Source organism: Streptomyces sp. NPDC058576, assembly GCF_042718715.1.
In the GTDB taxonomy this organism is placed as follows: domain Bacteria; phylum Actinomycetota; class Actinomycetes; order Streptomycetales; family Streptomycetaceae; genus Streptomyces.
In genome coordinates this window covers 113,564-129,239 of record NZ_JBHXPF010000004.1, presented here as the reverse complement: position 1 = coordinate 129,239, position 15,676 = coordinate 113,564, and the positions used below count along the sequence as shown (strand labels likewise).

At 73.1% G+C, this 15,676-nt stretch carries 13 protein-coding genes; 10 read left to right on the top strand and 3 right to left on the bottom strand.

Features of this window, described 5'->3' with window-relative positions; all coding sequences use genetic code 11:
* The first annotated feature begins 87 nt into the window (after positions 1–87).
* From ACFWRV_RS04845 to ACFWRV_RS04835, 3 genes are all read left to right on the top strand, one after another.
* On the top strand, positions 88–1,704 hold the full coding sequence (locus tag ACFWRV_RS04845) for a succinic semialdehyde dehydrogenase (RefSeq protein ID WP_384328298.1): 1,617 nt from the start codon (positions 88–90) through the stop codon (positions 1,702–1,704).
* A gap of 67 nt (positions 1,705–1,771) precedes the next feature.
* Complete coding sequence (locus ACFWRV_RS04840; protein ID WP_384328295.1) at positions 1,772–3,652, top strand: GMC family oxidoreductase N-terminal domain-containing protein; 1,881 nt, start codon at positions 1,772–1,774, stop codon at positions 3,650–3,652.
* Between the two features lie 118 nt (positions 3,653–3,770).
* The gene (locus ACFWRV_RS04835) at positions 3,771–5,504 is read left to right on the top strand and encodes a peptidase (RefSeq protein WP_384328292.1); all 1,734 of its coding nucleotides are present in this window, start codon (positions 3,771–3,773) and stop codon (positions 5,502–5,504) included.
* 399 nt (positions 5,505–5,903) lie between these two features.
* Here ACFWRV_RS04835 and ACFWRV_RS04830 read toward each other — a convergent pair whose 3' ends face one another.
* A complete protein-coding gene (locus tag ACFWRV_RS04830) occupies positions 5,904–6,200 on the bottom strand; it encodes a chorismate mutase (RefSeq protein ID WP_384328289.1) in 297 nt (98 codons plus the stop codon).
* A gap of 343 nt (positions 6,201–6,543) precedes the next feature.
* On the opposite strand from ACFWRV_RS04830, the gene guaA reads away from it, so the two are divergent.
* From guaA to ACFWRV_RS04805, 5 genes are all read left to right on the top strand, one after another.
* A complete protein-coding gene (gene guaA / locus ACFWRV_RS04825) occupies positions 6,544–8,130 on the top strand; it encodes a glutamine-hydrolyzing GMP synthase (protein ID WP_384328286.1) in 1,587 nt (528 codons plus the stop codon).
* 134 nt (positions 8,131–8,264) lie between these two features.
* Complete coding sequence (locus ACFWRV_RS04820) at positions 8,265–9,020, top strand: SAM-dependent methyltransferase (protein ID WP_384328283.1); 756 nt, start codon at positions 8,265–8,267, stop codon at positions 9,018–9,020.
* Between the two features lie 81 nt (positions 9,021–9,101).
* Entirely contained in the window at positions 9,102–9,890 is a 789-nt protein-coding gene (locus ACFWRV_RS04815; RefSeq protein WP_384328280.1) for a class II aldolase/adducin family protein, read from the top strand.
* A 112-nt stretch (positions 9,891–10,002) separates the two neighbouring features.
* Positions 10,003–11,271 (top strand): hypothetical protein, encoded by a 1,269-nt coding sequence (locus ACFWRV_RS04810; RefSeq protein WP_384328277.1) that lies wholly within the window; start codon positions 10,003–10,005, stop codon positions 11,269–11,271.
* A 118-nt stretch (positions 11,272–11,389) separates the two neighbouring features.
* A complete protein-coding gene (locus ACFWRV_RS04805) occupies positions 11,390–11,899 on the top strand; it encodes a DoxX family protein (protein WP_384328274.1) in 510 nt (169 codons plus the stop codon).
* Here the strand turns inward: ACFWRV_RS04805 and ACFWRV_RS04800 are convergent.
* Both ACFWRV_RS04800 and ACFWRV_RS04795 read right to left on the bottom strand, forming a co-directional pair.
* Positions 11,806–12,069: a hypothetical protein gene (locus tag ACFWRV_RS04800; protein WP_384328271.1), complete on the bottom strand. Its 264-nt coding sequence runs from the start codon at positions 12,067–12,069 to the stop codon at positions 11,806–11,808. The genes ACFWRV_RS04805 and ACFWRV_RS04800 overlap by 94 nt on opposite strands.
* A complete protein-coding gene (locus ACFWRV_RS04795) occupies positions 12,056–13,405 on the bottom strand; it encodes a PspC domain-containing protein (protein ID WP_384328268.1) in 1,350 nt (449 codons plus the stop codon). Before ACFWRV_RS04795 ends, ACFWRV_RS04800 begins: the two co-directional genes overlap by 14 nt.
* 286 nt (positions 13,406–13,691) lie before the next feature.
* Here ACFWRV_RS04795 and ACFWRV_RS04790 point away from each other — a divergent pair, with 286 nt between their 5' ends.
* Entirely contained in the window at positions 13,692–14,978 is a 1,287-nt protein-coding gene (locus tag ACFWRV_RS04790) for a PspC domain-containing protein (RefSeq protein ID WP_384328265.1), read from the top strand.
* Positions 14,975–15,670: a response regulator transcription factor gene (locus tag ACFWRV_RS04785; RefSeq protein ID WP_030579654.1), complete on the top strand. Its 696-nt coding sequence runs from the start codon at positions 14,975–14,977 to the stop codon at positions 15,668–15,670. Before ACFWRV_RS04790 ends, ACFWRV_RS04785 begins: the two co-directional genes overlap by 4 nt.
* The last annotated feature ends 6 nt before the right edge of the window (positions 15,671–15,676 follow it).

Sequence of the window (15,676 nt, the reverse complement as noted above, 5' to 3'; positions counted from 1 at the left end):
CAGGGTGCCGGGCGGGGGTGGCGGGTCCTGTGAAAAACTGTTACCGACGGGTACCCAAAGGCTCCGGCTGGACATACTCTCGGCCCCATGACGGACTCGCAGGCCCCTGACGCCCCTCTCGGTACGAACCCCGTGGCGGTCGCCCCCGCCGGGGTGCGCACCGCCGCCGACGTGGTCACCCCCGAGGTGATCGCCCAGCTGACCCGCGGCGTCGTCGGGTCGGGCCGTACGGCCAACCACACCCCCTTCACCGGGGAGAAGCTGGCCGACCTGCCCGAGTCCACCCCCGAGGACGTCGCCACCGCCTTCGACCGGGCCCGCGCCGCCCAGCCCGTCTGGGCCGCCGTCCCCGTACGGCAGCGGGCCGCCGTCCTGCTGCGCTTCCACGACCTCGTCCTGAGCCGCCAGTCCGAGGTCCTCGACCTCATCCAGCTGGAGACCGGCAAGGCCCGCCTGCACGCCCACGAGGAGGTGCAGGCCGTCGCCGTCGCCGCCCGCCACTACGGGCGCAAGGCCGCCTCCTACCTCAAGCCCCGCCGCCACACCGGCGTCGTCCCGACCCTCACCAAGGTCACCGAACTGCGCCAGCCGCGCGGGGTCGTCGGCCAGATCGCCCCCTGGAACTACCCGCTGGAGCTCTCCGTGGGCGACGCGCTGCCCGCGTTCGTCTCCGGCAACGCCGTTGTGATGAAGCCCGACACCGAGACCGCGCTCACCGCCCTGTGGGCCCGCGACCTGCTGATCGAGGCCGGACTGCCCGCCGAGGTCTTCCAGGTCGTCCTCGGCGAGGGCCCGGTCGTCGGCCCCGAGGTCGTCAGCCGCGCCGACTACGTCTCCTTCACCGGCTCCACCCGCACCGGCCGCGAGGTCGCCGTCGGCGCGGCGGGCCGCCTGGTCGGCGTCTCCCTGGAGCTCGGCGGCAAGAACGCCATGCTCGTCCTGAAGGACGCCGACGTGGAGAAGGCCGCCGCCGGAGCCGTCCGGGCCTGCTTCTCCTCCGCCGGACAGCTCTGCATCTCCATCGAGCGGCTGTACGTCCACGAGTCGATCGCCGACGACTTCGTCCAGCGCTTCGCCACCCGGACGAAGGCCATGCGGCTCGGCAACTCCCTCGCGTACGGGGCCGACATGGGCTCCCTCGTCGGCGAGCGCCAGTTGGAGACCGTCACGCAGCACGTCGCCGAGGCCGTCGAGAAGGGCGCGACCCTCGTCGCCGGCGGCGTCGCCCGCCCCGACATCGGCCCGCTGTTCTACGAGCCGACGATCCTCGACGGGGTTCAGTCCCCGATGGCCGTCTGCACCGAGGAGACCTTCGGCCCCGTCGTCGCGATCTACCGCTTCAGCGACGAGGACGAGGTGATCGCGCTGGCCAACGCCACCCCGTACGGCCTCAACTCCAGCGTCTGGACCACCGACTCCCGGCGCGGCCACCAGGTCGCCGCCCGGCTGCGCACCGGCACCGTCAACATCAACGAGGGGTACGCCCCCGCCTACGGCAGCGTCCAGTCCCCGATGGGCGGCATGAAGGAGTCCGGCCTCGGCCGGCGGCACGGCTCCGAGGGCATCCTCAAGTACACCGAGGCCCAGACCGTCGCCCAGCAGCGGCTGATCCCGCTCGCGCCCGCCTTCGGGATGGACGACGAGAAGTACGCCGCGTTCATGACGAGCAGCCTCAAGGCGATGAAGGCGTTCCGGCTGCGCTGAGCACCCCGGCCGGAGGCCGGCGCACCGCCCACGCCCTTTTCGTACCGATTCCGTTCCGAGGAGTGCCATGTCCCAGGACAGCCCTGCCCAGAAACAGGCCGTGAGCCATGTCCCGGCCGAGGACGACGCCGCGTACGACTACGACGTCCTGGTCGTCGGCTCGGGCTTCGGAGGCGCGGTGTCGGCGCTCCGGCTCACCGAGAAGGGCTACCGCGTCGGCATCCTGGAGGCGGGCCGCCGCTTCACCCCCGGCACCCTCCCCAAGACTTCGTGGGACCTGAAGAACTACCTCTGGGCCCCCGCGCTCGGACTCTTCGGCATCCAGCGCGTCCACCTCCTCGGCAACGTCATGGTGCTCGCCGGGGCCGGGGTCGGTGGCGGCTCGCTCAACTACGCCAACACGCTGTACGTGCCGCCCGCCCCGTTCTTCGAGGACCGCCAGTGGGCCTCGATCACCGACTGGCAGGACGAGCTGAAGCCGTACTACGACCAGGCCCGCCGGATGCTCGGGGTCCGCCTCAACCCGACCATGACCCCCTCCGACATCCACCTCAAGGCCGCCGCCGAGGCCATGGGCGTCGGCGACACCTTCCACCTGGCCCCGGTCGGCGTCTTCTTCGGCGACGGCAAGGACGCCGACGGCACCGCCAGGACCCAGGCCGGCGGTACCGTCCCCGACCCGTACTTCGGCGGCGCGGGCCCCGCCCGCAAGGCCTGCACCGAGTGCGGCGAGTGCATGACGGGCTGCCGGCACGGCGCGAAGAACACCCTCAACGAGAACTACCTCCACCTCGCCGAGAAGGCCGGAGCCGTCATCCACCCGATGACCTCCGTCGTCGCCGTCACCGACGACTCCGAGGGCGGCTACCGGGTCCTCACCGTCCCCACCGACCGCCGCCGCAGGGCGAAGCCCACCAAGCTCCGCGCCCGCAAGGTCGTCGTCGCCGCGGGGACGTACGGCACCCAGACCCTGCTGCACTCCATGAAGGACCGGGGCCTGCTGCCCCGGCTCTCCGCGAAGCTCGGCGAGCTGACCCGTACCAACTCCGAGGCGCTGGTCGGCTCCCAGACCAGCGACCGGCGCTACCGCAAGAAGCACGGCATCGCCAAGGCCGACTTCTCCCAGGGCGTCGCGATCACCTCCTCGATCCACCCGGACGACAACACCCACATCGAGCCCGTCCGCTACGGCAAGGGCTCCAATGCCATGGGCGCGATGTCGATCCTCCAGGTGCCCTACGGGGCCCACCGGGTGCGCGGCTGGCTCGCCAACATGGTCAAGCACCCCACTCTCGCCGCCCGTTCACTCTCCAACCACCACTGGTCCGAGCGCACCATCATCGGCCTCGTCATGCAGTCGCTGGACAACTCCCTGACGACGTACCGCAAACCGGGCGGGATCGGCAAGGGCCTGCTCACCGCCCGCCAGGGCCACGGCGCGCCCAACCCGACCCAGATCCCGGAGGCCACCCGCAGTGCCTCGCTCCTCGCGGAGGAGATCAACGGCTTCGCCGGCTCCAACGTGGGCGAGCTGATGGGCACCCCGCTGACCGCCCACTTCCTCGGCGGCTGCCCGATCGGCGCGAGCGCGGAGGAGGGCGTCATCGACCCGTACCACCGCCTCTACGGCCACCCCGGCATCAGCGTCGTCGACGGCTCCGCGGTCTCGGCCAACCTGGGCGTCAACCCCTCGCTGACCATCACCGCCCAGGCCGAGCGCGCGATGTCCTTCTGGCCGAACAAGGGCGAGGCGGACCCGCGCCCGGAGCAGGCCGCGGCCTACGAGCGGCTCACCCCGGTCGAGCCCCTCGCGCCCGCCGTGCCGAAGGACGCGTTCGGCGCGCTGAAGCTGCCGTTCCTGGGCATTCCCGTGGTGCCGCCGAAGGGGACGGCGGAGGCCGGGGCCGATGTGAAGGGCGTTGGGAACACCCCCGTACCCAATCCGTGAGCTTGCCCAATCCGTGATCTTGGCGTGGACAACTGTTCGGGGAGCTGGGCGGTCCAACCCGTACCGCGACTACTGTCACAGCAGCCCCACAGCTCCTGCCGAGTACCAGAGGTCCCCGATGACTCGCTTCATCCCGAGAACCGCGCTGCACCGCGCAGCCGGCTCGCTCGCCGCCGCAGGCCTGCTGGCCGCGGCCTCGCTCGCCGGGGCGGCCGCCCCGGCGCAGGCCGCGGACCCGCCGGTGTTCACACTCGGCGGCCCGGCCGAGACCGGCCTGCACCCGTATCCGGAGAGCGGCCGGCCGAAGGCGTCCCAGGTCGGGATCGGCCTCGACAACCCGTCCGATGACGCGGAGAACGGCGGCTTCGACGGCGATTTCACGCTCACCTTCGACCTCGGCGGTGTCGCGGGCGTCGCCGACGTGACGTTCGCCGGTGAGTCGGGCCCGGACTGCGAGATCACCGGCACGAAGGCCGTCTGCGAGGACCGGGGCATCCGGCCCGGCCCCCAGACCGCCGCAGACCTTCTCGTCACCGCCGCCGACGGCAGCGAGATCGGCGACACGGGAACGATCACGGTGACCGGCCAGGCGGACGGCGCCACCTTCACGCCGTTCACCACCCGGCTCACGGTCGGCGGCCCCGACCTCGTGATGGAGCGGCTGCCGTTCAAGACGGAGCTGACCCCGGGGGACAAGCAGCAGGCCCCGATCACCTTCGCCAACCGCGGCACCAGGGACGCCGACGGCGTCCTGCTCACCCTGCGGTACTCGCGCGGCCTGGACATCCCGCAGCGCTACTCCAACTGCGAGTACACCGAGGACGGCCCCGACCTGCCGGACTTCGCCTCGACCACGGCGCTCTGCTCCGTCGAAGGAGCCTTCGAGGCGGGCGAGACGTACACGCTGGCCACCCCGCTGACGCTGGAGGCCACCACGCGGGCCTACGACGACACCTTCCTCTACCGCATCCAGGAGGACAGCGCGGCCCTGCGCGCCGCCCAGCGCGCGGGCGTCCCTTTCGAGCGGGGCACCGGCGGCGTGCTGAGGGCGGTCCCGGCGAAGAAGGGCCCCGCGGCCCGGAGCACGGATCTCACCCCGGGTGACAACCAGCAGGAGGCCGACTTCCGTACGGAGAACACGGCCGACTTCGTGGCGTACGGCGACCAGGTGGCCGGGGCGGAGGGCTCCACGGTCAAGGCCGACATCGGCTTCCGCAACGAGGGTCCCGCGTGGATCGGCCACCTCCGCTCCGGCGAGGACGTCGCCACCGTCGACTTCACCGTCCCGCAGGGCGCGTCGGTCACCGCGAAGCCGGAGCGCTGCCGCGCGGTGACGGCCGACGGCGCGTACCGCGAGGACCAGAAGAGCCCCGCGCCGCGCTACGTCTGCGACACCTCGATGAGCGTGCGGGACGGGGCCGGTCTCGACCTGCCCTTCGAGCTGCGGATCGACCAGGCCATGGTCGGCGCGAGCGGCGAGGTGACCGTACGCGGCATCTCGCTGCGGAACCCGAAGCTCCCGTTCGACCCGAAGCCCGCCAACAACACGGCGTACCTGATCCTGAACGGCGAGGGTGAGGGCGCCGACTCCGGCGGCACGGACGGCGGGTCCGGCGAGCCGTCCACCCCGCCGACCTCGGCCCCGGACCCGGAGGAGAGCCCGTCCGGCACCCCCGGCCCCTCGGCCTCCACCGCCTCGGGCGGCAGCTCGGCGGGTACGACCGGAGCCTCCGGCGGCCTCGCCGCGACCGGATCGATCGCCCTGATCGCCTCGGGCGCGGCGGCCGCGGCGCTGGCGGCGGGCCTGGTGCTGTTCACGGCGGCACGCCGACGGGCCGCGCGCCACCGCTGACCCGGGCGCAGAAGCGACAGCGGTAGCGGTAGTGGCACAAGGCTGGGAGCGGAGAGCGGCGGAGGAGGGAACGGGCCTCCGCCCGGAGACGTTCCGATGCGGCCGACCCGGGCGTCCCCGGGATCGGCCGCATATGGGGTGACCGGGCTGCTGTCCCCTGCGGACCGGTCACATACGCCGGGTCGTGGTCCCACGACGCACCTGCAGTACGTCACACTCCCCGGCGGAGCCACGCGTGGTTTCCTACCGATGCCGCCCCTGGTTGGCACGGACATCAGGACCAACGAAGACACCGCGCCCCTGGTCACGCGCCGTACGGGTGAGACGTGCCCCGAACGCAGATACGGCCCGTGCGCCGCAGGCGGAGAACCGTTCCGTCCGCGCGCCGCCCACCGGGCCTCACACCCGGCCGCGGCACAGCTCCAGGAGCGTCATCGCCAGCGCGGTGCCCGGCTTGCCCAGCGCGTCCCGGTAGTGGCCGAGCACGGCGGTCTCCCGGGACAGGTTGACCCGGCGGCCGCCCGAGGTGATCCGGGCCTCCTGGATCACCGCGGAGACGGCCATCCGTTCCTGGACGAGGCCGATGATCCGGTCGTCGAGGGCGTCGATGCGCTCCCGGGCGCCGCCGATCAGAGTCGCGGCCTCGTCGGTGTGGGCGCCGGTGGCCGTGGCGGTGTCCGTGGTGTTGCTGATCATGGTGGTGACTCCCGGTGGGGTCGCGGCCCCCCGGAGCTACGGACCCGGACACGCGAGACGCCCCGGGCCTGTCGGCCCGGGGCGCCTGGAACGTTGCTTGTCAGTAGCTCAAGCAGCACGACCATGGCAGCCGGCGGGCCGGATGCCATAGGTAAAGACGAAGATCGTGTGCTGACGCATGGGGGACAGTATGGCCCCGGTCCGCCGGCCCCGACAAAACGGGGCCCGGATCGTGAGACGCGAAGGTCACCGGCGTCCCCTCCGCCGGCCCGGCGGAGGGCTCCCGCACGGCCGGTAGAATCGGAAGAACCGACCCCCTTCACCACCGCCGGAAGGCCGCCCCGTGCCAGCAGCACCCCCCGCCGCCCCCGACGCCACGGCCGACGTGGTCCTCGTCGTCGACTTCGGCGCGCAGTACGCCCAGCTCATCGCCCGCCGCGTCCGTGAGGCCCGGGTCTACAGCGAGATCGTCCCGTCCACCATGCCGGTGGCCGAGATGCTGGCGAAGAACCCGCGCGCGATCATCCTCTCCGGCGGCCCCTCGTCGGTGTACGCGGAGGGCGCGCCGTCCCTGGACCGCTCGCTGTTCGAGGCCGGGGTCCCGGTCTTCGGCATGTGCTACGGCTTCCAACTGATGGCCACGGCGCTCGGCGGCACGGTCGACGACAACGGGGCCCGTGAGTACGGCCGTACCCCGCTGCACGTCACGAAGGCGGGCTCGACGCTCTTCGAGGGCACGCCCACCGAGCAGCCGGTGTGGATGTCGCACGGCGACGCCTGCTCGGCGGCCCCCGAGGGCTTCACCGTCACCGCCTCCACCGACGTGGTCCCGGTCGCCGCCTTCGAGAACGACGAGAAGAAGCTCTACGGCGTCCAGTACCACCCGGAGGTCATGCACTCGACCCACGGCCAGCAGGTCCTGGAGCACTTCCTCTACCGCGGCGCGGGCATCGAGCCGAACTGGACCACCACCAACGTGGTCGAGGAGCAGATCGCGCTCATCCGCGAGCAGGTCGGCGACAAGCGCGCCATCTGCGGCCTCTCCGGCGGCGTCGACTCCGCGGTCGCCGCGGCCCTCGTCCAGAAGGCCGTCGGCTCCCAGCTCACCTGCGTCTACGTCGACCACGGCCTGATGCGCAAGGGCGAGACCGAGCAGGTCGAGAAGGACTTCGTCGCCGCGACCGGCGCGAAGCTGAAGGTGGTCGACGCGGAGAAGCGCTTCCTCGACGCCCTGGCCGGGGTCTCCGACCCGGAGCAGAAGCGGAAGATCATCGGCCGCGAGTTCATCCGCGTCTTCGAGCAGGCCCAGCTGGAGATCCTTCAGGAGGAGGGCCCCGAGGTCGCCTTCCTGGTCCAGGGCACGCTCTACCCGGACGTCGTCGAGTCCGGCGGCGGCAGCGGCACCGCCAACATCAAGTCCCACCACAACGTCGGCGGCCTCCCCGACGACATCGAGTTCCAGCTCGTCGAGCCGCTGCGCCAGCTGTTCAAGGACGAGGTCCGCATGGTCGGCCAGGAGCTGGGCCTCCCCGAGGAGATCGTCCAGCGCCAGCCGTTCCCCGGCCCCGGCCTCGGCATCCGCATCGTCGGCGACGTCACCAAGGACCGCCTGGACCTGCTCCGCGAGGCCGACGCCATCGCCCGCGAGGAGCTGACGGCGGCCGGCCTGGACCGCGACATCTGGCAGTGCCCGGTGGTCCTCCTCGCCGACGTCCGCTCGGTCGGCGTCCAGGGCGACGGCCGCACCTACGGCCACCCGATCGTGCTGCGCCCGGTCTCCTCCGAGGACGCCATGACGGCCGACTGGTCGCGGCTGCCGTACGAGACGCTGGCGAAGATCTCCACCCGCATCACCAACGAGGTCGCCGACGTCAACCGCGTCGTCCTCGACGTGACGAGCAAGCCGCCGGGGACCATCGAGTGGGAGTGACCCCTCCCGGGCTCGGCTGAGCCCCCAGGCCCGACCCCGATGCCGTCGCCCGTTCCTCCGGGCGGCGGCATCGGCGCGCCCGGCACCAAAATCCACTGGCACCGCCCCCGGCCGCCGTGCCAGGCTCCCGCTCCATGTCCGCCGAAGAAGTCCGCGCCCTCGTGTCCGCCGCCGGGAACGACCGCCTCACCTGGAACACCCCGCTCTCCGAGGAGCACGCCGCCCGGCTGATCGCCGCCTGCGCGCCCGCCCCCGGAGCCCGGATCCTCGACCTCGGTTCCGGCTGGGGCGAGTTGCTGATGCGGCTCGTGGAGTCCGCGCCCGGGGCCGCCGGGGACGGCGTCGAGACCGATCCGGCGTCCGTGGAGCGCGGTCGGAAGCTCGCCGGGGAGCGGGGGCTCGCGGACCGGGTGCGGTTCCACGAGGTGCCCGCCGCCGAGTGGACGGACGACGGCTACGACCTCGCCGTCTCCATCGGCTCCTCGCACGCCTGGCCCGGCACCACCCGGGAAGCCCTCACCGCCCTCGCCGCCGCCGTGCGCCCCGGCGGGCGGGTCCTGTTCGGCGAGGGGATCTGGCTGAAGGAGCCGACGCCCGCCGCGCTGGAGGGGCTGGGAGCCGAGCCCGGGGACTTCGGCTCGCTGCTGGAGCTGATCCGGCTGGCGGAGTCCGTCGGGCTGCGCGCGCTCCAGGTCACCGTGGCCGACGAGCGCGAATGGGACCTCTTCGAGTCCGAGGGCCCGATCGGACGCGGCCAGCGCTGGGCACTGGCGCACCCGGACCATCCGCTGCACGCCGAGGTGACGGCCGAGGTCGACGCCCGCCGCACCGGCTACTACGGCGGCTACCGCTCGTATCTCACCCTCGCCTATCTGGTGCTCTCCACCTGACCTGGGCCTCACCTCTTCTCACCGTCACCACCCGGCGGTAACTTCCGGTCCTGTACGCCCCTGAGAGTGTGAGGAGCCGCCATGTCCGAGCAGGTCGCCGTGTCCGCCCCCGCCCCGATCCCCGTCGAACAGCTCCAGTTCGCGATGCCGCCCGTGCACGCCTCACCGGACGAGGAACGCGCGTACCGCAGGGAGCGGCTGGCGGGCGCGCTGCGGCTGTTCGGGCAGCTCGGGTACGAGGACGGGGTCTCCGGGCACATCACCGTGCGCGACCCCGAGCTGGCGGACTGCTTCTGGGTCAACCCGTTCGGCGCGCCCTTCGCCGACATCACCCCGCAGGACCTGATCCTCGTCAACGGCGACGGCCAGGTGGTCCGGGGCCGCTTCCACGTCAACCAGGCCGCGTTCGCCGTGCACGCGGCGGTGCACCGGGCCCGGCCGGGCACCGTGGCCGTCGCGCACACCCACTCGGTGCACGGGCGGGCGCTCTCGGCGCTCGGGGAGCCGATCGAGCCGATCACCCAGGAATCCTGCGCCTTCTACGAGGCCCACGCGCTCCACGACGCCTACACGGGCGTGGTCGTGGACGAGGACGAGGGCCGGCGCATCGCCGCATCGCTCGGGCCGCACAAGGCGGTGATCCTGCGCAACCACGGGCTGCTGACCGTCGGGGACTCGGTGGACGCGGCCGCCTGGTGGTTCCTCACGCTGGAGCGCGCCTGCCAGGTGCAGCTGCTGGCGCGGGCCGCCGGGGAGCCCGTGCTCATCTCGCACCAGGACGCCGTCACCACCCGCGATCACCTCGGCAGCGACCTCGTCGCCTGGATCAACTACCAGCCCCTGTGGCGGCGGATCGGTCGAACGTTCTGACGACAGGCACCCCGGCCCGCCCCGATGCGGGGACCGGCTGCCCCGTACGGCACAATTCGCAGATATCACAAGTGAGTTGGCTGTACCGGGGCGGGAAAGGGCGTAATCCTCCGTGGCGTTGGACGAAACCAGGACGAGCGGCACGCACGGCGGCGGCTGTACCTGCGGCGACTGCCCGCACGGAGCGCGCCGCGGACACCGGCGCGCGGTCGCCGCGTTCCTCGCCAAACGCGACGAGCTGGCCGCCGGCAACGGACTGCCCGCCGGGGTCGCGCAGTCCCCGTCCGCCTCCCGGCAGTGGGTCTCCGACGAACTGACCGGGTCCGCCCGCACCGTCGCCGAACGCGCCCGGGAGGCCGGTAACGCCTGGCTGCACCAGCTCTGGCGGTCCACGCTGATCGTCGTCTGGGGCGCGGTCGGGGCGCTCCTCGTCGGGGTCTGCGCCACCGCGATCGGGGCCGGCTGGTCCACCGCCCGTACCGCCGGTCTGCTCGCCGCCCTCGTCACGGCCGGGCTGCTGACCGCCGCTGCCCGCCTCCACCGCGCCCGGGGCGGTCTCCTCGCACCGCTGATCGGCGAGGACAACCGGCTCTCCACCTCCCGGACGGTCGCCGGGGCCTGGGTGCTGCTCACCGTCTTCGCCGTCCTCATGCTCGCCCTGCAACTGGCCGGGGCCTCCGACCCGGACGAGAGGGACGCGCTGATCGAGGGGCTCGACCTGGTCCGCTCCGCCGGGGTCGTCGCCGTGCTGGCGCTGGTGTGCGCGGTCGCCGTCGTGGTGCGCCGCGTCGTGACCGTACGGGTGCTGGGCCAGCGGCTCCAGAAGCTGCGCGCGGACCGGCCCCGCGCCGCCGACCTGCTCACCGACGACTCCGGGCGCGGGTCGTTCACCGATGTGCAGTATGTGCTGGTCAGCGCCGTCGCCGTGCTGTTCGCGGCGGTCCGCCTGGCCCGCCGCCCCGAGCAGGTGCCCGACCTGCCGTGGGGGCTCGCGCTGCTGGTGGCCGTCTCGGCGGCGACCTACTTCGCCGGGAAGTACGCGGAGAGCGGCCGCCCGGTGGTGCTGTCCGTGGTCCGGGCCCGGGAGGCCGGGGACCTGGACGCCCCGATCCGGACCGGCGACGACATCGAGATCCGGGGCGCGGGCTTCGTACCGCCCGGCGCGGGCGGCCCCGACCGGCTGGCCCGGCTCGTTGTTCGGATCGGCACCGTCCATGTCCACGTCCCGCTGATCCCGGTCGCCGGGGGCTTCGCCAACCCGACCGACACCGTCCTCACCGTGCCCGTCCCGGTCGAGGTCGAGCCGGGCACCGTGGACGTCCAGGTCGTCACCGCCGCCGGGGTGGAGACCAACCGGGTCCCGATCGACGTCACCGACTGACCGCCACCGGAATCCCGGGCCAATTTCACCGCCGATCGCGTCCCAGCCCTGGTGAGCAGTGCGTCGAGGGCGTACGTATGGTCGAAGTGACGGGACTTCGGGAAGTGGGGCTGCGGTGATGAACGGTTACGGCGGAGGATCGTACGGTCTGGGCGAGCGCAGGACGCTGAGGGAGCAGGCAGGCGTGTACGCCCTGCTGCCGCTGCGGATCTTCCTCGGCGTCACCTTCGTCTACGCGGGCCTCGACAAGCTCACCGACAGCGCGTTCCTGTCCGCGACCGGCACCGGGTCCATCGGCGAGATGATGCGCGGGGTGCGCGACTCCTCCGCGATCCCCGCCCTCGTCGACCTGGCGCTCAAGAGCCCCGAGGGCTTCGGCTACGCCATCGCGATCGGCGAGCTCCTCGTCGGCCTCGGCACCCTCGTCGGCCTCTGGGCCCGGCTCGCGGCGCTCGGCGGCGCGCTGATCTCGCTGAGCCTCTGGCTGACCGTGAGCTGGCAGGCCACCCCGTACTACTACGGCAACGACCTGCCCTATCTGATGGCGTGGCTGCCACTGGTGCTCGCGGGGGCCCCGCTGTTCTCCGCCGACGCCTTCCTCGCCTCGCGCCGCCGCCGCACCGTGTAGGCGGCCCAGGTCACCGTCGCGGCCAGCCACAGCCCGCCGAGGAACAGCGGCAGGAAGAATGTCCACGGGACCTCCCAGGCCCCGGCCGCGTCGGCCGCGTACCCGGCGGCAAGCCCCAGCATCACCAGGCCCGCCACCGCGCGGCCCGGCCGGAATTCATGACGCAGCACGGCTGACCTCCACCTGTCCGATGCCCACTTCCAGCATCAGTTCGATCGTTCCGGCGGGCTTCGTGCCCGCGGGCGGCGGCAGCGTCCGCTGTTTCGCCTCGTCGCTGTTGATCCGGACCTGGACCCGCTGCCCCTCCTCCAGGCGGATCTCCCCGAGACCCGCCTCGGCGCGCACCTTCACCGTCACGTTCTCCGGGACGACGACGGCCGCCCGGCCCGCCGCCACATCGAGCCCCGTGCGCACGGTCTCACCCTCGGGCACCTTCAGGCGGGACAGGTCCAGCCGGGCGTAGCCCGTGCTCAGCTCGTAGTGCGGCCGGACGGCGGCCGCCGAGGCGGGCCGCCACTCCTGGCGGGCCCACGAGGTGTCGATGTCCTTCGGCAGCACCGCCGCGCCCGCCAGAAGCCCCGCCGTGACCATCGCCATGAGGACCGTGCCGAAACCGGTCCGCCCCAGCATCGAGGCGATCAGCAGGCCGAGCCCGAAGACGGCGAGCGCGGCGACCAGGCCGATCTGCAGCGCGGTGCCCAGCGGCTGGTGCTCCCAGCTCAGCCCCGTGCCCAGACCGCCCGCCACCAGCGCCGTCAGGAGGACCGGGCCGCCGATGGAGCGCGGCCCGCGCGGCACGGGCGACGGCTGCGGCGTCCGGAACGGCGCGTCCGGGCTGGGCCGCCCGGCCTTCACCCCGGCGCGCGCCGCGCCGACGTCCGTGTCCGGCGGACCCCACAGATAACCGGGACCCACCGGCCCGGTCGTGCCGTCCTTGACGATCGGGTCCCGCCACCACGACGGGCCGCCCGGCGTCGGCGGGGCCTTCACCTCCGGCGGCGGGGCGCCGAGCCCCCCGGTGTGCGGGGGACCGGGCGGGGCGGCCGGTGCGCCGGGCGGGGCCGCCGGGTTCTCCGGGGCCGCTGTCCGGCGGGACTGCGCCCACACGGAGAAGCCGACGACGGCCACCGTCAGCAGCGCGGCGAACGACAGCATGCCCCGGTTGTGCAGCATCGACAGGAACAGCCCGCAGCCGATCAGCGCCAGCAGCAGCGCCACCAGCGACGCCCCGTCGACCCGCCCCGACAGCAGCTTGCGCGCCTCGTTCTCGTCCTCGCCGTCGGCGGGCAGCAGCAGCCAGGCGAAGCCGTAGAAGATCAGACCGATGCCCCCGGTCACCGAGAGCACACCGAGCACGATCCGGAAGATCACCGGGTCCACGTCGCAGTACCGGCCCAGCCCGCCGCACACCCCGGCGACGACCTTCTGTCGCGGGGTGCGCCGCAGCTGAGGCTTCGGCGCATCGGGGGGCGCGACGCCGGGAGCGGCGTCCGAGGGAGCGGTCATGTCTCCATGGTGACGGCCCGAACCGCCCGCCGGGACCCGCCCCGACCCTGGACGGTCCCTGATATTGCCCGCGTACGGCCCGGAGGGGCCGGGGGCTGCCGCCCGCGTACGCCGTCCTCGAACGCCGGGGTCGCCGTCCGAGCGCGCCGCTCCCGAGCGCCGGGGCGCACGCGCCGGGCGAGCGGGGCGGGGGCAGCCACCAGGCCACACGCGGGGGACAGCACCAGGGTCAGTTCGGGGGCCGACCCTGATGCCGCTCCGCACCCACGCGTGTGACGATCGGGGTATGCCCGCCGCCACCGTCCGAGCCGCCAGCTCCCTCTCCGCCGATCCGGAGGAGCCGCCGCAGCGCAAGCTCTACCGCAGCGCCGACGGCCGGCTGCTCGGCGGCGTCGCGCGCGGGCTGGCCGGGCACCTGGGACTGCCGGTCGCCTGGGTGCGGCTCGTCTTCCTCGGACTGTTCGTCACCGACGGCCTCGGCGCCCTGCTCTACGCGGTGTTCTGGATCGTCGTCCCGCTGGGCGTCGGCGGCGTCGAGCCCTCCCGCTCGGTGTTCGAGACCGTCGCGGACGGCCGCCGCAAGCTCCGCAAGCCGGACAAGGGGCAGGTCTTCGCCCTGGTCGCCCTGACGGTCGGGGCCGTCGCGTACTTCGTCAACGTCGACATGGGCGGCGAGACCGGCCGCTACATCTGGCCCACCCTCCTCATCGGCGCCGGCTCCGTCCTGGTCTGGCGGCAGGCGGACAACGCCCGCCGAGCCCGCTGGATGGAGGTCGGCCGCAACCGCAGGCTGCTCCACCTGGCCCGGGGCCTCGCCGGGGTCGCCCTGGTCGGCCTCGGCCTCGGCCTCTTCCTCGTCGTACGCGGCTCGGCCGCCCAGCTCGGCAATGTGCTGACCGCCGCCATCGCCGTGCTGACCGGCATCTTCCTGCTCGCCGGTCCCTACCTCGTGCGGATGACCCAGGACCTCTCCGAGGAGCGCCTGATGCGCATCCGTGCCCAGGAGCGGGCCGAAGTCGCCGCCCACGTCCACGACTCCGTGCTGCACACCCTCACCCTGATCCAGCGCAACGCCGACGACGGCGGCGAGGTCAGACGCCTCGCCCGCGCCCAGGAACGCGAGCTGCGGAACTGGCTCTACAACCCCGAGGGCACCGGCAAGGACGAGGACGACGAACCGGAGACCCTGGCGGAGGCGGTCAAGCGGGCCGCCGCCGAGGTCGAGGACAAGCACGGCGTCCCCCTGGAGGTCGTCGTGGTCGCCGACTGCCCCCTCGACGACAAGCTGACCGCGCAGATGCAGGCCGCGCGCGAGGCGATGGTCAACGCCGCCAAGTACGGTGGCGAGGGCGGGGCGGTGCAGGTCTTCGCGGAGGTCGAGGGCCGTACGGTCTTCGTGTCCGTACGCGACCGGGGCCCGGGGTTCGACCTGGACGAGGTTCCCGGAGACCGCATGGGCGTACGAGAATCAATCATCGGCCGGATGCAGCGCAACGGCGGCAGTGCCCGGCTGCGTTCGGTGCCCGGCGGGGGCACCGAGGTCGAGCTGGAGATGGAGAGGGCGAGCGAATGACCGAGAACACCGAAGCCACCGGGGGCCCGGAGCGACGGGTACGGGTCGTGCTCGTCGACGACCACCGGATGTTCCGCACCGGGGTGCAGGCCGAGATCGGCCGCACCGAGGAGACCGGCGTCGAGGTGGTCGGCGAGGCCGCCGACGTCGACCAGGCCGTCACCGTCATCACGGCGACCCGCCCCGAGGTCGTCCTCCTCGACGTCCACCTCCCGGGCGGCGGCGGCGTCGAGGTGCTGCGCCGCTGCGCCCCCATGATGGGCACGGCCGAGAACCCGGTCCGCTTCCTCGCGCTGTCCGTCTCGGACGCCGCGGAGGACGTCATCGGCGTGATCCGGGGCGGCGCGCGCGGCTACGTCACCAAGACGATCACCGGCACCGACCTGGTCGACTCCGTCTTCCGGGTCCAGGAGGGCGACGCGGTCTTCTCGCCCCGCCTGGCCGGCTTCGTGCTGGACGCCTTCGCCTCCACGGACGCGCCGCCGGTCGACGAGGACCTGGACCGCCTCACCCAGCGCGAGCGCGAGGTGCTGCGGCTGATCGCACGCGGCTACGCGTACAAGGAGATCGCCAAGCAGCTGTTCATCTCGGTGAAGACGGTCGAGTCGCACGTCTCGGCGGTGCTGAGGAAGCTCCAGCTCTCCAACCGGCACGAACTGACCCGCTGGGCGACGGCGCGACGGCTCGTCTGAGCCCCG